A 14,949-nucleotide genomic window follows, 5' to 3' on the forward strand; every position below is an offset into this window, starting at 1 on the left:
GCCGATTCGCAGCGTATCGATTCGAAGCCTGCCGGCTCTAAGCATGCCGGCTCTAAGCATGCAGATTCGAAGCCTGTGGATTCGAAGCGCGGCGGTTCCAAGCCGAAGGCCGCGCAGCACGCGGCGGCGAAACCCGGCGCGCCCCAGCAACCCGCGATCGCGGCGCTCGCCGGCAGCGGCAACGCCACCGCGCCGCAAGCATCGGCGCTGCCCGAACCGGCGCCGAATCCCGCCTTGATCCGGGTGCCTCTGTCGGTGCGCTGGCGCGATCTCGACGCGTTCAACCACGTCAACAACTCCAAATTTCTCAGCTATCTGGAGGAAGCGCGCCTGCGCTGGATGGTGACCCTGCCCGGCCACGGCATGGACGACCATGTCGCGCCGGTGGTCGCGGCCGCGCATCTGAACTATCGCCGTCCGATCGAATGGCCGAACGAACTCGAGGTCGAACTGTTCGTCGAACGCCTCGGCACCACCAGCCTGAGCATCGGCCACCGCATCGTTGGCGCGAACGATTCCAGCGCGCTGTATTGCGACGGCAACGTGGTGCTGGTGTGGATCCACCGCGAAACCGGGCAGCCAGCGGCATTGCCCGAACCGGTGCGCGCGGCCTGCTCGGCCGGCTGAGCCTCATACGGACGGCGTACATCGCCGTCCGCAAATAACCGATCGCACCGCGCGGGCGTCGCACGCGGCTTAACTACGGGCGCCCTTGTAGGAGCGGCGCAAGCCGCGACCGCGAAACCGCGATTACGTCGTATGTTTCATTCGCGAGCGCGACATCAGGGCTTGCGCGGTAAGCGCTATTTCGCGGTCGCGGCTCGCGCCGCTCCTACAGGGAGCTGGCGCGATATTCGACGCTGTCGGCACGACGCCTGGATCAAGGCGCGGCCTTACGCACCTCGAACTCGCCCAGCAGCGAACCGCCGCCCTTGAGTTCGAACTCGATCGCCACCCGGCTGCCTTGCTTGAGCGGCGCGTGCGGCTGCATCAGCATCAGGTGCATGCCGCCGGGCTTCAACACCGCCGCGCCGTCGGGCGCGATGCGCAGCTCCGGCAACGCGCGCATCTTGCTGACGCCGTCGATGATGCGGGTCTCGTGCAGCGACACGTCGGCGAACGCCGCGCTCTTCGCCGCGACGATCACCACCGGCGCCGCGCAGCGGTTCTCGATCCGGCCGAAACCGGCCATCATCGGCATCTGCATCGGCGGCAATCGCACCCATGCATGGCGCACCACGATCTGTCCCTTGGCGATGCACGCACTCGCCGCGGTCGCGACCGGCGGCGCGGGCCGATCCTTCGCCGATGCGTGAAATGCGCACGCCGCGCCCAGCGCGGCGGCGAGCGTCAACCCCATTCGGATGGCAGATACGTTCATCGCCTTATCATACCCCCGAGCCTCCACGGAGTTGACGATGAAACAGTCACTGAGCCTGCTCGCCCTGGCCTGCGCATTGGCCGCCTGCTCCGCCGCGCCCTCCGGCGCCGACCGCGCCGAATCCACGGGCGCCGACACACCGACCGACAAGACCGGCACCACCACCGGCGCCAGCACCAAGCTCACCGTCTACAGCGGCGGTTACGAAGCACTGGCCGGCACCCAGGGCGCCAGCGTCGGCATGCCCGGTTATGCGCTGGTCGGACGGCCGCTGCGCTTCAAGCTCAAGAGCGGCCGCAACGACGTATCGGAACAATCGCTGCCGCCGGCGATGGACATCGAAGCGGCGCTGCTGCAACCTCAAGGCGGCGGCGTGAGCGTGATCGGCCAACGTCATGTCTCCGCGGTCGCGGGCGCGCAGAACGTCATCGTGGTTGCGATCGGGCGCAAGGTCTCGGTCGAACACACCGCCGGCGGCGCCAAGCAGACCGACAGCGGCGTGCTGATCTCGGCCAATAACGGCCTCACCCTCGCCCTCGACGACGGCCGGGTCAAGGTGATCCGCAGCTACGATAGCTTCAGCCTGATCGACAACGACAACCTGCTGCCGCGCCAGTCCTCGCTGCAATGGACGGTCAACGCCGACAAGGCCGGCGATGCCGAATTCCTGCTGTCGTACCCGATGGGCGGCATGGCCTGGCGTGCGGAATACCTCGCCACGCTGGCGCCGGGCGGCGGCTGCAAGCTCGCGCTCGACGGCGCGGCGCTGATCGCCAATCGCTCCGGCGGCGCGTTCAACGGCGCGCGTCTGAGCCTGGTCGCGGGCGAACCGAATCGCAGCAGCAACGCCGGTCTCGATCGTATTCAGGTGAGCGCCGCGAGGCTCCAGGCCGACAGCTACGCCGAAATGCCAGCCGCGGCGCTGATGCCGGTCGAACGCGCCGCCGGCGAATACCACGCCTACGATCTGCAGCAAGCGGTGACCCTGGCCAACGGCAGCACCGAGCGCATCGCGCTGTTCCCGCGCAACGGCGCGGTCGCCTGCGAACGCATCTATTCCTTCGCCAGCGCCGACAACGATTGGCAGCCGCCCACGCCGCTGATCGACCGCGATTATCACGGCCAGCTCGGCGACCTGCCGGTGATGTCCAAGGTCGAGTTCAACAACGACAAGGCCTCCGGGCTGGGCCTGCCGCTGCCGGCCGGGCGCGTGCGCGTGTTCGACGGCGGCGATTTCCTCGGCGAATCTGCGCTCGGCCACACTCCGGCCAATGCCCAGATCAAGCTCGAACTCGGCAAAGTGTTCGACCTGAGCGGCAAGCGTGAGGCGACCGCGTTCAAGCTGGACCGTACCGGACGCACCATCACCGAATCGTTCGCGATCACGCTCAAGAACGCGAAGAAGAACCCGGCCACGGTTCGGGTCACCGAGCCCTTGCCGCGCTGGGCCGATTGGGAGATCGTGTCGTCCAGCCTGCCGTCGAAGAAGAAGGACGCGCGCCATGCCGAGTTCGACGTGGCGGTGCCGGCCGACGGCGAAACCAAGCTGACCTACACCGTGCGTTATCGCTGGCCCCAGGACGTCAAACCATGAATTGCGTAGAAACCCTCCAACACGGCGACATCGTCGAAATCAAACTGGCGCGCGCGCCGGTCAACGCGCTCGATCCCAAGCTGTGCAACGCCGCGCGCGAAGCGCTGGAAAGCGCGATCCATCACGGCGCGCACGGCATCGTGCTCAGCGGCGGGCCGAAGGTGTTCTCGGCCGGCCTCGACGTGCCGTACCTGCTGTCGCTTGGCGATCAGCGCGATCATCTTCTGCTGGCATGGCAGTCGTTCTTCGGCCTGGCGCGCGCGTTGGCGTCGGCGCCGGTGCCGGTGGTCGCGGCGATCGCCGGCCACGCTCCGGCCGGCGGCTGCGTGCTGACCCTGTGCTGCGATTACCGGGTCATGGCCGCGGGCAATTACCGCATCGGCCTCAACGAAACCCAGGTCGGGCTGGTCGCGCCCGAAGGCATCCAGCGCCTGATGCGGCGAGTGATCGGCCATTACCGCGCCGAGCGCCTGTTGATCGCCGGCGAGATGGTCGATGCCGACACCGCGCTGCGGATAGGCCTGGTCGACGAACTGGTCGAAATCGACGCCGTCAGCGAACGCGCGCGCGCGTGGCTGGCGCAGCTGCTGACCCTGCCGCGCAGCGCGATGCTGCAGACGCGCTTGCTGGCCCGCGCCGATCTGGTCGAAGCACTGCGTCCGGAACACATCGAACTCGATCGCTTTGTTGATGCGTGGTATTCGCCGGATACCCAGGGTGCGTTGAAGGCGTTGGTGGCGAAGCTCGGCAAGTGATGAAGCGAGGAGTGAGTGCAGAGAAGTGAGAAGTGAGTAAAAGCGGGATCGCCACTCGGTCCTACTCACTTCTCACTCCTCTGCACTCACTTCTGGCTCTTACTCACTCCTTTCAACTATTTTTTCGCTTTAAAGCAGCCAAACCTCGACGCGTTCATTGCGGTAACGCGCTCCCGCGTTTCGGCTCGAAGTCAGCGGCAGCGCTGTACCCATCCCGCGCGCCTGCTGCACTTTCAGGCCGCGCGACATCAGTTCCTGCGCGACCAGATCGGCGCGGTCGTTGCTCATCATCATCGCGGCCATGCTCGAACCCGCGCTGGCGTCGGCGAAACCGATCACCAATAGACGGCGGCCGCGATTGAGCGGCAATTGCATGAACGCGCGCAGGCGATCGAGATCGCGCACCGCGCGGCTGTCGTAAACGCTCGCGGCGACGCCGGCTTCGCCGGCGCCGTTGAAATTGAAACGCAGGCTCAGCGGCAGACGCACCGCGCCTTCGACCAGTTGCCGATACTCGACCGGTCCGGCGGTCGCCGCGCGCGCGCGGCCCGGCACCAGGGTCACCGCGAGATGACCGCTGCGCGCGACCGCGCGCTGGCCGGCGCGGGTCATCGCGTACAGCGCGAAGCTGCGGCTCAGCGCGCCCATCATCTGGCCGCCATACAGATACAGACGCCGGCTCAGCGGATAGTCCTCGCCGAGCACTTCGGTGCGGGTCGGCACGATCGCGCGGCCGCCGTCGGCGATCGCCAGCGGCCGGGTGCCATCGCCGTAATGCTCGCCGATCGGAATCAGACCGATCGCGAGCGGATCGGCCGCGACCGCGGCGACCAGTTCGCGCGCGCTGGCGTGCAACTGCGCTTCGGCGAACGCCGCGCCGCGCATCACCCGCTCGTTCATCAGATCGCGCACCGCGCCGGCGTTCGGGTCCAGATGCACGCGCACTTCGCCGGCCGCGCCGCCGAGTTCGCTCCAATCGCGCGACTGCCCGGAAAACAGCTTGCGCAGTTGGTCCAGATCCATGCGCAGCACCGGGTTGCGGCTGTTGACCACCACCGCGACGCCGTCGAGCGCGACCACGAACTCCTGATCCTGCGAACCCAGATCGCCGAGTTGCCAGCCGGCATCGAGTTCGGCCGCGTTCGGTCGCCGCGTCATCATCGCGATCTGCGCTTCGCCCTCGACCAGATCGGCGAAACCCTGCGCCGAATCGCTGGCATCGATCTCCACCACCAACGGCAGGCCATCGCGGCTGGCGTGGATTTCGGTCAAGGTCGCGCGCGGACGCGAACTGCGAATGCCGGTGTAGCCGATATCGCGCAGCCATGCTTCGGCCACGCCGGGCACCAGCGCGTGAGCGAGCGTGTTGGAACCATGGATGCGTACGCGTTCGGCGTCCTGGGCCCGAGCGGGCGCGGCGAACAGGGACGACAGCGACGCGAACAACAACAACAGCGGCAAAACCACGGCACGCAACATGGTGCGCACTCCCCCTGTGCGAATTTCGCGCAAGGATGGGTGCGGCCTGTGACGCCGCCATTACGCGATGCGCGTCACTTCGGTAACGCAATGGAATTAGCACATTGCGCAAATCGCATGAGCGATGGGTGTGGTGTGTTTTGCCTAGCGGCGGCGTTCGCACACGGACTACCGCGATCGCAGGACGCGAACGCCCATCAAAGGCCAAACTCCCAAGTCAAATCCGACGTCTGTCCGGCCCCAAACTGTAGGAGCGGCGCAAGCCGCGACCGCGAACCTACGCCGACGAGGTAAACCGCTACCGCGCAGTCGCGGCAACTACCCTTCGGGCGGCAACGACACAAACGGATGCATCACGGTCGCGGCTTGCGCCGCTCCTACAGGTAGCGTTCGTCGCAACGATGAAACTGATAGACAGTTTCTGAGCGGATCGCGGTGTGTTGCTCGGCCCGCTCAGCTGTCGCCAATCGCAACCGGCCGCTGCGAATCCTCGATCCACCCACTCCACGATCCGGTATACAACGCCGCTCCGTCGAACCCGGCATGCGACATCGCCAGCAGATGGTGGCAGGCGGTGACACCCGAGCCGCACATCGCCGCGACCTGCGACGGTTCGCGACCGTCGAATAAGGGCGCGAACTCCGCCGCCAACACCTCCGGCGACTTGAAACGCCCATCGTCGAGGTTGAGCGCATAGGCGCGGTTGCGCGCGCCGGGCACGTGGCCGGCGACGCGATCCAGCGGCTCGACTTCGCCGCGAAAACGCTCGCCCGCGCGCGCATCGATCAACAGCCCGCCCGAATCGAGCAGGCCGCGCACGTCCTGCGCGTCGAGCAGGCGGCGCGCATCGAAACTGGCTTCGTACTGCATCGGTTGCGGCGCGGGAATCTCGGCGTCGCTCGGCAGGCCGAGCGCGCTCCAGCGCTGCCAGCCACCGTCGAGCACGGCCACGCGGCGATGGCCGAGCACGCGCAGCAGGAACCACAGGCGCGACGCAGCCAGGGCGCCGTCGGCGCTGTCGTAGACGACGACCTGGTGCTGCGGGGTGATACCCCAGCGGCCAAGCGTCGCGGTGAAATCGGCCGCGTCCGGCCACGGATGGCGGCCGCCGGTGGTCTTGCGGTGATCGGACAGGTCGCGATCCAGGTCGGCGTAACGCGCGCCGGGGATGTGCGCCTGGCGATAGGCTTGCTCGCTCGCGGCGCGATCGGTCAGCGAAGTGCGCGTGTCGACAACGATCAGATCGTCGTTGCCCAGCGCGGCCGCCAGGTCTTCGGCCGATACCAGCGTGGTCCAGTCGCTCATCGCGTCGCCTCCAGTCGTTGTCGCAGATTCAACAGCATCGACGCCGTCGCGCCCCAGATGCGCTGGGTCGGATAGCGGTACTCCAATACATGCCGCGCGCGGCCCTTGTAATCAAGGGTGCGGGTGGTCAGGTTGGCCGGATCGAGCAGGAAATCGAGCGGCACTTCGAACACTTGCGCCACTTCATTGGGATCGGGCCGCGCGACATAGTCCGCATCGATCACCGCGACCAGCGGCAGCACCCGAAACCCGGTGATGGTCACCAGCGGATCGAGAAAACCCAGCGGCGCGATCAACGCCGGCGGCACGCCGATCTCTTCCTCGGTCTCGCGCAAGGCCGCGGCGACCGCGTCCTCGTCGTCGGGCTCGATGCGGCCGCCGGGAAAGCTGACCTGGCCGCCGTGCTGGCGCAGGCCATCGGTGCGGCGGGTCAGCAGCACTTGCACGCCGTCGCTGCGCGGCACCAGGCCGACCAGCACCGCGGCTTGCGCGCGCAGCGCGTCGGCCGGCAGCAGGTCGGTCAGGTCGTCGAGGTTCCAGCCGTCGCTCTCGGGCGCGGCATCGAGCGGATGCAACGCGGCGATCAGGCGGGTGCGCGCGCGCGAATCGCCGTCGAGAAAGTTCTTGTCGAACAACGTTCCGCCGAAACCGGAATCGGATGTGGCACCGCTCATCGAACCCTCGACTCGCGCAGCGGCAACACATCCTCCATCAGGCGCAGGCGCTCGTCGTCGTTCATCTGCGACCAGCGCGCGATTTCCGCGGTGGTGCGCAGGCAGCCCTCGCACAGGCCGTCGTCGCCGAGTTGGCAAATGCCGATGCACGGGCTCAGCACCGCGCGAAAAGTCGTCATATCGTCCACCGAGGCCATGCCGCCATTCTGCCTGGCGACACGGCGGGGTAAAGCCTTACCGGCAGGCCGGCAAGCAGATCGGAATATCGGCGCGGCGCGCGAACGAATAACCGTTCGCGCACCGCCAGACCCCAGAAACGACTTGCGCCGGACATGCCGGCGCAAGCGCATCACACTTTCGTTCGCGCCGGTCTTACTTGACGCTGACTAGCTTGATTTCGAACTGCACCGCCACGTTCGGCGGATACGGGGTACGCGGGTCGGCGCCGTAGGCCTGCGCCGACGGCAGGGTCACTTCCCACTTCGCGCCGGTCGGCATCTGCAGCAGCACTTCGCGCATCGCCGCCATTTCGATCTCGCTGACCTTGATCGACGGGATCGCATTGGCCGGACGCGCCTGCGCCGGACGCTCGCCGAACGGGAACGGACCGGCGACTTCAAGCGCGACGGTGCTGGACTGGGTCGGCTTGGCGCCGCTGCCCGCGTCGATCACGCGGTACTGCACGCCGCTCGGCAGCACCTTCACGCCGGCCTTGGCCTTGTTGGCGTTGATGAAGGTGTCGCTCTTGGTCTTGTTCTCGGACGCGGCCTTGTCCCACTCGGCCTTGGCCTTGTCCTGCTGGCGCTTCTGCATGTTCTGCACCGCGGTGCGCAGCTGGTCGACCGCGACCGCGGGCTGCTTCTTCGCGTAGCCGTCCTGCAGGCCCTTGACGATCGTGTTCACATCGACTTGTTCGCCGCTCTCCACGGCGTTGCGGCCGAGGTCGTAACCGAGCGCGTAGCTCAGCTTGCCCTTCTCGGACGAAGTGTCCTGCGCGACGGCGTTGCCGGCGGTCAGTGCCAGGGCTGCGACGGCGGCAGCAATCAAACGCAACTTCATTCGGTGGAATCTCCGGTGGTGGCACGGAAGGCGCGAGGCCGTTCCGATCAGCTGGGGGCAGTTTCCAAAGCCCCGATAGGTAAAGCCCGGTTCGGTCGTAAGGCCGCAACAGGACGGGTTAGGATACCGGCGGCAGCGCTTAACCGCCACTGACGCCCCCGGATCTGACCGCGCCCCAGGCCCGGAGTTCCACGGCGATCACATCCCCCTTTCCCGACATCCTACGGCCATCACATGACCGAATCGCCCCTTCTCGTCGCCGATCGCGGCGCCGTGCGCCAGATCACCGTCAACCGTCCGGACAAGCTGAACGCGCTTAATGCCGCGACCCTGGACGCCCTGCTGGTGGCATTCGAAGCCGCCGCCAACGACCCCTCGGTGCGCGCGGTGATCCTGACTGGGGCCGGCCCGAAGGCCTTCGTGGCCGGCGCCGACATCTCGGAAATGAACACCCTCAGCCCGGTCCAGGGCCGCGATTTCTCCCTGCGCGGGCAGAAACTGATGCGCCGGATCGAGAAAATGCCCAAGCCGGTGATCGGCATGATCAACGGTTTCGCGCTGGGCGGCGGGCTGGAACTGGCGATGGGCTGCCATCTGCGCATCGCCGCCGACAGCGCCAAGATCGGCCAGCCGGAGATCAACCTCGGGCTGATTCCCGGCTTCGGCGGCACCCAGCGCCTGCTGCGCCTGGCCGGACGCGCCGCGACCCTGGAGCTGTGCCTGGTCGGTACGCCGATCGATGCCGCGCGCGCCAAGGAGCTGGGCATCGTCAATCGGGTGGTGCCCGCGGCCGAGCTGGAAACCGAGACCTATAAGTTGGCCGAGCAGTTCGCCGCCTCGGCGCCACTGGCGCTGCGCGGCGTGCTCGACTGCGTCGCGGTCGGCGGCGAATGCGGGATCGAGGAAGGCCTCGAATACGAAACCGCGCAGTTCGGCCTGATGTTCTCGACCGACGACATGCGCGAAGGCACGACCGCGTTCCTGGAACGCCGTAAGCCGGCTTTCAACGGCACCTGAGTCCGGCCGTGTCCGTCGTCTCCGCGAGCTGTGCCTGCGGCTGCGCCGACCCGAGCGGCGCGGCGGCGCATGCGATCGCGCTGGCGCTGGCCTCGGACGACCTGGATCGCGCGATCACGCTCGGCTTGTTGCAGGACGAGCAAGCACCGGTCTGCGCGCATTGCACACCGCAATGCACGCAGGCCACGCGCGACGCGCGCGCGCAACGGCTGCGCGCCTTGGCCGCGCGCGAACGCTATCGCGCGCGCGATGCACGCCTGCAACGCCGCGCCGACGAACGCGCCGCGCAACGCGCGGGCGCGCCAGCGGCGGTCGCATCCGCCAGCATTGCAGCAGCCGGCACCGCACCCGCCGGCAACCTTATTAATGCGGCCGACGACGCGCCAACGCCGCCGCGTCCGGCCCTGCCCACCGCGGCCGCGGCCGCGCTCGCGCGCGCCAAGGCCAAAGCCGCGCAACGCGGACCGACCTGATCCCACGAACCCGCATGCCCAAGCCTCTGCCAGCCAAGTCGCCAGCCAAGCCCGCTTCCGCCGCCGCGCGCACGCCCAGCAAGAACGTCGCGGCGAAAAAATTCGCGGCGGCAACTGACGCCAAGCCGAAGTCGGCGACGGTTAAATCCGCCGCCAAGAAAGCCGTCGCGAAAAAGGTCGCGAAAAAGCCTGCGCGTACCCTCGGCGGCACTTCGACCGGCAAGGCTGCAAGCAAATCGGCGAGCAAACCCGCGGCCCAGCGCGAAAAACGCAGCGCGCGCCTGAGCCCTCCCGAAATCGGGGAAATGTTCTCGCGCCTGCAATCGCTCAACCCGCATCCGACCACCGAACTCGAATACAGCTCCCCGTACGAACTGCTGGTCGCGGTCGCGCTGTCGGCGCAGGCGACCGATGTCGGCGTCAACAAGGCCACACGCAAGTTGTTTCCGATCGCCAATACCCCGCGGCAGATCGCCGCGCTCGGCGTCGACGGCCTCAAGCCCTACATCGCCACGATCGGCCTGTTCAACACCAAGGCCGCGAACGTGGTCGCGCTGTCGCAACAACTGATCGACCTGCACGGCGGCGAAGTGCCGCGCGACCGCGCCGCGCTCGAGGCGCTGCCCGGGGTCGGCCGCAAGACCGCCAACGTCGTGCTCAACACCGCGTTCGGCGAACCCACCATCGCGGTCGACACGCACATCTTCCGGGTGTCGAACCGGACCGGCCTGGCGCCCGGCAAGGATGTGGTCGCGGTCGAACAAGGACTGCTCAAAGTTGTCCCCGAACGCTACCTGCAGGACGCGCATCACTGGCTGATTCTGCACGGACGTTACGTTTGCAAGGCACGAAAACCCGATTGCCCGCATTGTGTCATCCGTGATCTTTGTCGCTTCCAGGACAAGACGCCAGGCGATCCGGAGCCCGTAGCGGCTTGATTTTCAACGCGTTTGCAACCGACACGCCGCGGTTGCGCGAGCGTCATCGCAGCGTCATGCCCGCGAAATAAGTCAGTTCTGTCACATTTACGCAACTTTCACACCCTAGCCTGCGCGGCATCTCTCCACGCCTCAGGGCTAGACCAATGAAACTCTCCCGCACCACCCTTGCCGTCGCGTTGTTCGCCGCTCTGTCGGCGCCCGCCGCGCATGCTGAAATCGCACTCGACGTCATCGGCGACTCGGAAGTCACCTTCGAAGGTCTGCTCCAGGGCGACTACAACGACTTCAACAGCGACGTGTTGAACCTCAACGGCGACCTGCCCGACGGCAAGGATTCCGACAACGAATTGCGCCGCGCCGAACTGGTGCTCAAGGGCAAGGGCCCGGGCAACTTCGAATGGGTCGCCGGCTACGACGCCAAGGCCGACAAGTTCCTCGACGTCAACCTGAAGTACAAGCTCGGCGGCGACGCCAACCACTACGTCCAGTTCGGTCAGTTCAAGCAGCCCAACAGCCTGGAAGAGCTGTCCTCGACCAAGAACAACGACTTCATCTCCAAGGCGATGGTGACCAACACCTTCGGCATCGCCCGCCGCGTCGGCGCCGCCTACAGCTACGGCAGCAACGACTGGAGCATCACCGCCAGCTACTTCGGCGACGAGCTGACCCGCAACCTCAAGCGCGGCGACGGCTACGGCCTGCGCGGCACCTTCGCCCCGATCAACGAGAAGGGCAACATCCTGCACCTGGGTCTGTCGTACGTGAACCTGGAAGCGGAGCTGGAAGGCAACACCGGCGTGGTCAAGGACAGCCTGCGCATCCGCACCCGTCCGCAGGCCGACCTCGCCGGCGGCCGCCTGGTCGACAGCGGCACCCTGACCAACCTCGATCGCCAGGCCATCGTCGGCGCCGAAGCGATGTACGTGCACGGCCCGATCAAGCTGCAGGCCGAGTACATGCAGAGCAAGATCGGCCGTTACAAGACCGCGACCCTGACCGGCAAGGACTACACCACCGACAGCTTCTACGTCAGCGGCGTGTGGAACATCACCGGCGAGACCTGGGGCTACAAGGCCGGCGTGCCGACCACCCCGCTGCCCGACGAACCCTCCAGCGGCATGTGGCAGCTCGCCGTGCGCTACGACAAGATCGACCTCAACGACGGCTCGCTGCGCCCGGGCGCGACCCCGACCGCCGCTCCGATCGTCGACGGCGTGCTCGGCGGCGAGATGGATTCGTGGACCGTCGGCGTCAACTGGTACTGGCGCTCGAACTTCAAGTTCATGCTCGACTACTCGGTCGTCGACAGCTCGCGCTACATCGGCAAGACCAGCGCGACCTACTCGCAGAACCCGGTCTACAACAACCGCACCTTCAACCGCGTCGTCGACGACAGCCCGAACATCCTGTCGGCGCGCTTCCAGTTCTACTGGTAAGCCGCACCCTCACACCGCGTCAAACCGTACATCTCTCCCCCTCGATCGGCACCGATCGTTCAAGGGCGCGGCCGGTGCCGCGCCCTTATTTTTCCGATCGCCGCCCGTCGCCGGGCTCGCCCGCCGCCGATCGCGCGACGGCCGGGATCGGATCGGGGAGCAAGTCACGCGTTTGTCATGTTTACGACTCGCGACTGTCATCGAACCGTTATGCAATGCGCCACAACGGATTCGTGCCAGCCGTCTCTCTTCAGGAGCCTCATCGTGTTCAATACCCGTTCGTTCCGCGTGACCGCGCTTGCACTGGCTGCCGCCTTCGCGTTCAACGCGCAGGCCGCCGACGTGACTGGCGCCGGCGCTTCCTTCGTCTATCCGGTGATGTCCAAGTGGTCGGCCGACTACGCCAAGGCCACCAACAAGAAGGTCAACTACCAGTCGATCGGTTCCGGCGGCGGCATCGCCCAGATCAAGGCCGGCACGGTCGATTTCGGCTCGTCCGATGCGCCGCTCAAGCCCGATGAACTGGCCAAGTTCGGCCTGGCCCAGTTCCCGTCGGTGATCGGCGGCGTGGTGCCGGTGCTCAATGTTCCGGGCGTCGTTTCCGGCGCGATGAAGCTCGACGGCGAGACCCTCGCCAACATCTTCCTCGGCAAGATCACCATGTGGAACGACCCGGCGATCGTCGCGCTCAACGGCGGCGTGCCGTTGCCGGCGAAGAAGATCACCGTCGTCCACCGTTCCGACGGTTCGGGCACCACCTTCAACTTCGTCAACTACCTGTCCAAGGTCAGCGGCGAGTGGAAGAGCTCGGTCGGCGAAGGCACCGCGGTCAAGTGGCCGATCGGCATCGGCGGCAAGGGCAACGAAGGCGTGGCCGCTTACGTCAAGCAGATCCAGGGCGGTATCGGCTATGTCGAGCTGTCGTACGCGCTGCAGAACAAGATGGCGTATTCGCGCCTGAAGAACGCCGACGGCAAGTTCGTGCTGCCGACCGACGAGACCTTCGCCGCGGCCGCCGCCAGCGCGCAGTGGGGCGATGCCAAGGACTTCTACCTGGTGATGACCAACGCGCCGGGCGAGAACTCCTGGCCGATCACCGCGACCAACTTCATCCTGATGTACAAGCAGCCCAAGAACGCCGAAGGCGCCAAGAACGCCAAGGAATTCTTCCGCTGGGTGTACGCCAACGGCGACGCGCAGGCCAAGACGCTGGACTACGTCCCGCTGCCCGACGCGCTGGTCAAGCAGATCGAGACCTACTGGACCACGAGCATGAATTACTGATCCGAGCGATCGTCGGATCCGGGGGGACCCTTCAGATCGGGGGAGATCGGTTTTTAATTGCAGTGATCGGATGAAACGGGCCTTCGGGCCCGTTTTGTTTTTGCGGCCCTCACCCCAACCCCTCTCCCGCGAGCGGGAGAGGGCCTCAGTGCGCGTTTGGGGAAGGCATACGCTGTGGGGTCGATATTTCGCCCGCCGGCTGACCGAACCCTTCTCCCTCCCGCGGGAGAAGGTGGCCCGAAGGGCCGGATGAGGGCCTCCCCGCCCCCACTCATCACACGTTTGTTACCGTCCGCCCCGCCGAAAACTCGCAAAACCGCGACCTCCAGCACCCCGCCCGGCCTTTCACTACAGATTCGTGACGAATCCGTGTCATAGCCGTGTAACAAAAAGATCATCAAATGGCGCCAGCCCAGCCGGCGCCCATGCCGGCCCCCTTGATGGAGCACCGCATGAAATCGTCGCCGGCCCGCATCGCCGCCCTCTCCCTCGCCATCGCGCTGGCCGCCGCCGCGTGCGGCGGCAAGCAGAACCCGGCCCCGGCCGGTGAAGCCAAGACCGACGCGGCCGCCCCCGCGGGCGACCAGGTCGCCGTGCAGATCACCGGCGCTGGCGCCACCTTCATCTACCCGCTGCTGTCCAAGTGGTCGGACGACTACAACAAGTCGACCGGCGCCAAGGTCAACTACCAGTCGATCGGTTCGGGCGGCGGCATCGCCCAGATCAAGGCCGGCACGGTCGACTTCGGCTCCTCCGACAAGCCGCTGCCGAGCGAAGAGCTCGCCGCCGCCGGCCTGGGCCAGTTCCCCTCGGCGATCGGCGGCGTGGTGCCGGTGGTCAACGTCGACGGCATCGAGGCCGGCAAACTGCGCCTGACCGGCCCGCTGCTGGCCGACATCTTCCTGGGCACCGTGTCGAAGTGGAACGATCCCAAGATCGCCGCGGCGAACCCGGGCACGACCCTGCCGGACGTGAAGATCAACATCGTGCACCGCTCCGACGGTTCGGGCACGACCTTCAACTTCTCCAACTACTTGTCCAAGGTCAGCCCGGACTGGAAGGCCAAGGTCGGCGAAGGCACCTCGGTGCAGTGGCCCGGCGGCGTCGGCGGCAAGGGCAACGAAGGCGTGGCTTCGTACGTGAAGCAGATCAAGGGCTCGATCGGCTACGTCGAACTGGCCTACGCGCTGCAGAACAAGATGGCCCATACCCAGTTGCAGAACGCGGCCGGCCAGTTCGTGCAGCCCAGCGCCGAAGCCTTCCAGGCCGCGGCCTCGACCGCCGACTGGGCGAGCGCCAAGGACTTCAACCTGGTGATCACCAACGCCACCGGCGAGAAGTCCTGGCCGATCACCGCGACCAATTTCATCCTGATGTACAAGCAGCCCAAGGACGCCAAGCGCAGCGCCGACACCCGCGGCTTCTTCAAGTGGGCGTTCGAGAACGGCCAGACGCAGGCGCAGGCGCTGGACTACGTGCCGCTGCCGCCGGAACTGGTCAAGCAGATCGAGGCGTATTGGGCGGCTGAGTTCAAGTGATGCATCGGCCCGC

The 14,949-nt window shown here is 66.7% G+C and carries 13 protein-coding genes and 1 pseudogene; 9 read left to right on the forward strand and 5 right to left on the reverse strand.

Annotated features, from left to right (window positions below):
- Positions 1-234: 234 nt before the first annotated feature.
- A complete protein-coding gene (locus tag ASD86_RS27710; RefSeq protein WP_235567698.1) occupies positions 235-627 on the forward strand; it encodes a thioesterase family protein in 393 nt (130 codons plus the stop codon).
- Positions 628-880: 253 nt separating this feature from the next.
- Here the strand turns inward: ASD86_RS27710 and ASD86_RS07130 are convergent, their stop codons facing one another.
- Positions 881-1,381, reverse strand: a complete 501-nt coding sequence (locus ASD86_RS07130) for a copper chaperone PCu(A)C (protein ID WP_235567687.1) — start codon at positions 1,379-1,381, stop codon at positions 881-883.
- Between the two features lie 37 nt (positions 1,382-1,418).
- Here ASD86_RS07130 and ASD86_RS07135 point away from each other — a divergent pair, with 37 nt between their 5' ends.
- Together ASD86_RS07135 and ASD86_RS07140 are read left to right on the forward strand one after the other, a co-directional pair.
- The gene (locus ASD86_RS07135; protein WP_056108697.1) at positions 1,419-2,975 is read left to right on the forward strand and encodes a DUF4139 domain-containing protein; all 1,557 of its coding nucleotides are present in this window, start codon (positions 1,419-1,421) and stop codon (positions 2,973-2,975) included.
- Complete coding sequence (locus ASD86_RS07140; RefSeq protein WP_056108699.1) at positions 2,972-3,730, forward strand: enoyl-CoA hydratase/isomerase family protein; 759 nt, start codon at positions 2,972-2,974, stop codon at positions 3,728-3,730. The genes ASD86_RS07135 and ASD86_RS07140 overlap by 4 nt, the downstream gene beginning before the upstream one ends.
- 129 nt (positions 3,731-3,859) lie before the next feature.
- Here the strand turns inward: ASD86_RS07140 and ASD86_RS07145 are convergent, their stop codons facing one another.
- The 4 genes and pseudogenes from ASD86_RS07145 to ASD86_RS07165 form a co-directional block, all read right to left on the reverse strand.
- The gene (locus tag ASD86_RS07145; RefSeq protein WP_056108701.1) at positions 3,860-5,209 is read right to left on the reverse strand and encodes a substrate-binding domain-containing protein; all 1,350 of its coding nucleotides are present in this window, start codon (positions 5,207-5,209) and stop codon (positions 3,860-3,862) included.
- Positions 5,210-5,662: 453 nt separating this feature from the next.
- A complete protein-coding gene (locus tag ASD86_RS07150) occupies positions 5,663-6,514 on the reverse strand; it encodes a sulfurtransferase (protein ID WP_056108703.1) in 852 nt (283 codons plus the stop codon).
- Positions 6,511-7,385, reverse strand: a pseudogene (locus tag ASD86_RS07155) (CoA pyrophosphatase). Before ASD86_RS07155 ends, ASD86_RS07150 begins: the two are co-directional and overlap by 4 nt.
- A 175-nt stretch (positions 7,386-7,560) precedes the next feature.
- Complete coding sequence (locus ASD86_RS07165) at positions 7,561-8,247, reverse strand: FKBP-type peptidyl-prolyl cis-trans isomerase N-terminal domain-containing protein (RefSeq protein WP_056108707.1); 687 nt, start codon at positions 8,245-8,247, stop codon at positions 7,561-7,563.
- 234 nt (positions 8,248-8,481) lie between these two features.
- On the opposite strand from ASD86_RS07165, the gene ASD86_RS07170 reads away from it, so the two are divergent.
- From ASD86_RS07170 to pstS (ASD86_RS07195), 6 genes are all read left to right on the forward strand, one after another.
- Complete coding sequence (locus ASD86_RS07170) at positions 8,482-9,264, forward strand: enoyl-CoA hydratase-related protein (RefSeq protein ID WP_056108710.1); 783 nt, start codon at positions 8,482-8,484, stop codon at positions 9,262-9,264.
- Positions 9,265-9,338: 74 nt separating this feature from the next.
- Complete coding sequence (locus tag ASD86_RS07175; RefSeq protein ID WP_157476318.1) at positions 9,339-9,737, forward strand: hypothetical protein; 399 nt, start codon at positions 9,339-9,341, stop codon at positions 9,735-9,737.
- A gap of 281 nt (positions 9,738-10,018) precedes the next feature.
- Complete coding sequence (gene nth, locus ASD86_RS07180) at positions 10,019-10,675, forward strand: endonuclease III (protein ID WP_056109209.1); 657 nt, start codon at positions 10,019-10,021, stop codon at positions 10,673-10,675.
- Between the two features lie 146 nt (positions 10,676-10,821).
- Positions 10,822-12,114 carry an OprO/OprP family phosphate-selective porin gene (locus tag ASD86_RS07185; RefSeq protein ID WP_056108715.1) on the forward strand — a complete coding sequence of 431 codons (1,293 nt, stop codon included), beginning with the start codon at positions 10,822-10,824 and terminating at the stop codon, positions 12,112-12,114.
- A gap of 261 nt (positions 12,115-12,375) precedes the next feature.
- A complete protein-coding gene (gene pstS, locus ASD86_RS07190; protein WP_056109211.1) occupies positions 12,376-13,398 on the forward strand; it encodes a phosphate ABC transporter substrate-binding protein PstS in 1,023 nt (340 codons plus the stop codon).
- A gap of 452 nt (positions 13,399-13,850) precedes the next feature.
- Positions 13,851-14,936: a phosphate ABC transporter substrate-binding protein PstS gene (pstS, locus tag ASD86_RS07195; RefSeq protein ID WP_056109213.1), complete on the forward strand. Its 1,086-nt coding sequence runs from the start codon at positions 13,851-13,853 to the stop codon at positions 14,934-14,936.
- Positions 14,937-14,949 lie beyond the last annotated feature (13 nt).

The organism is Lysobacter sp. Root690, assembly GCF_001427785.1.
Taxonomy (GTDB): Bacteria; Pseudomonadota; Gammaproteobacteria; order Xanthomonadales; family Xanthomonadaceae; genus Lysobacter.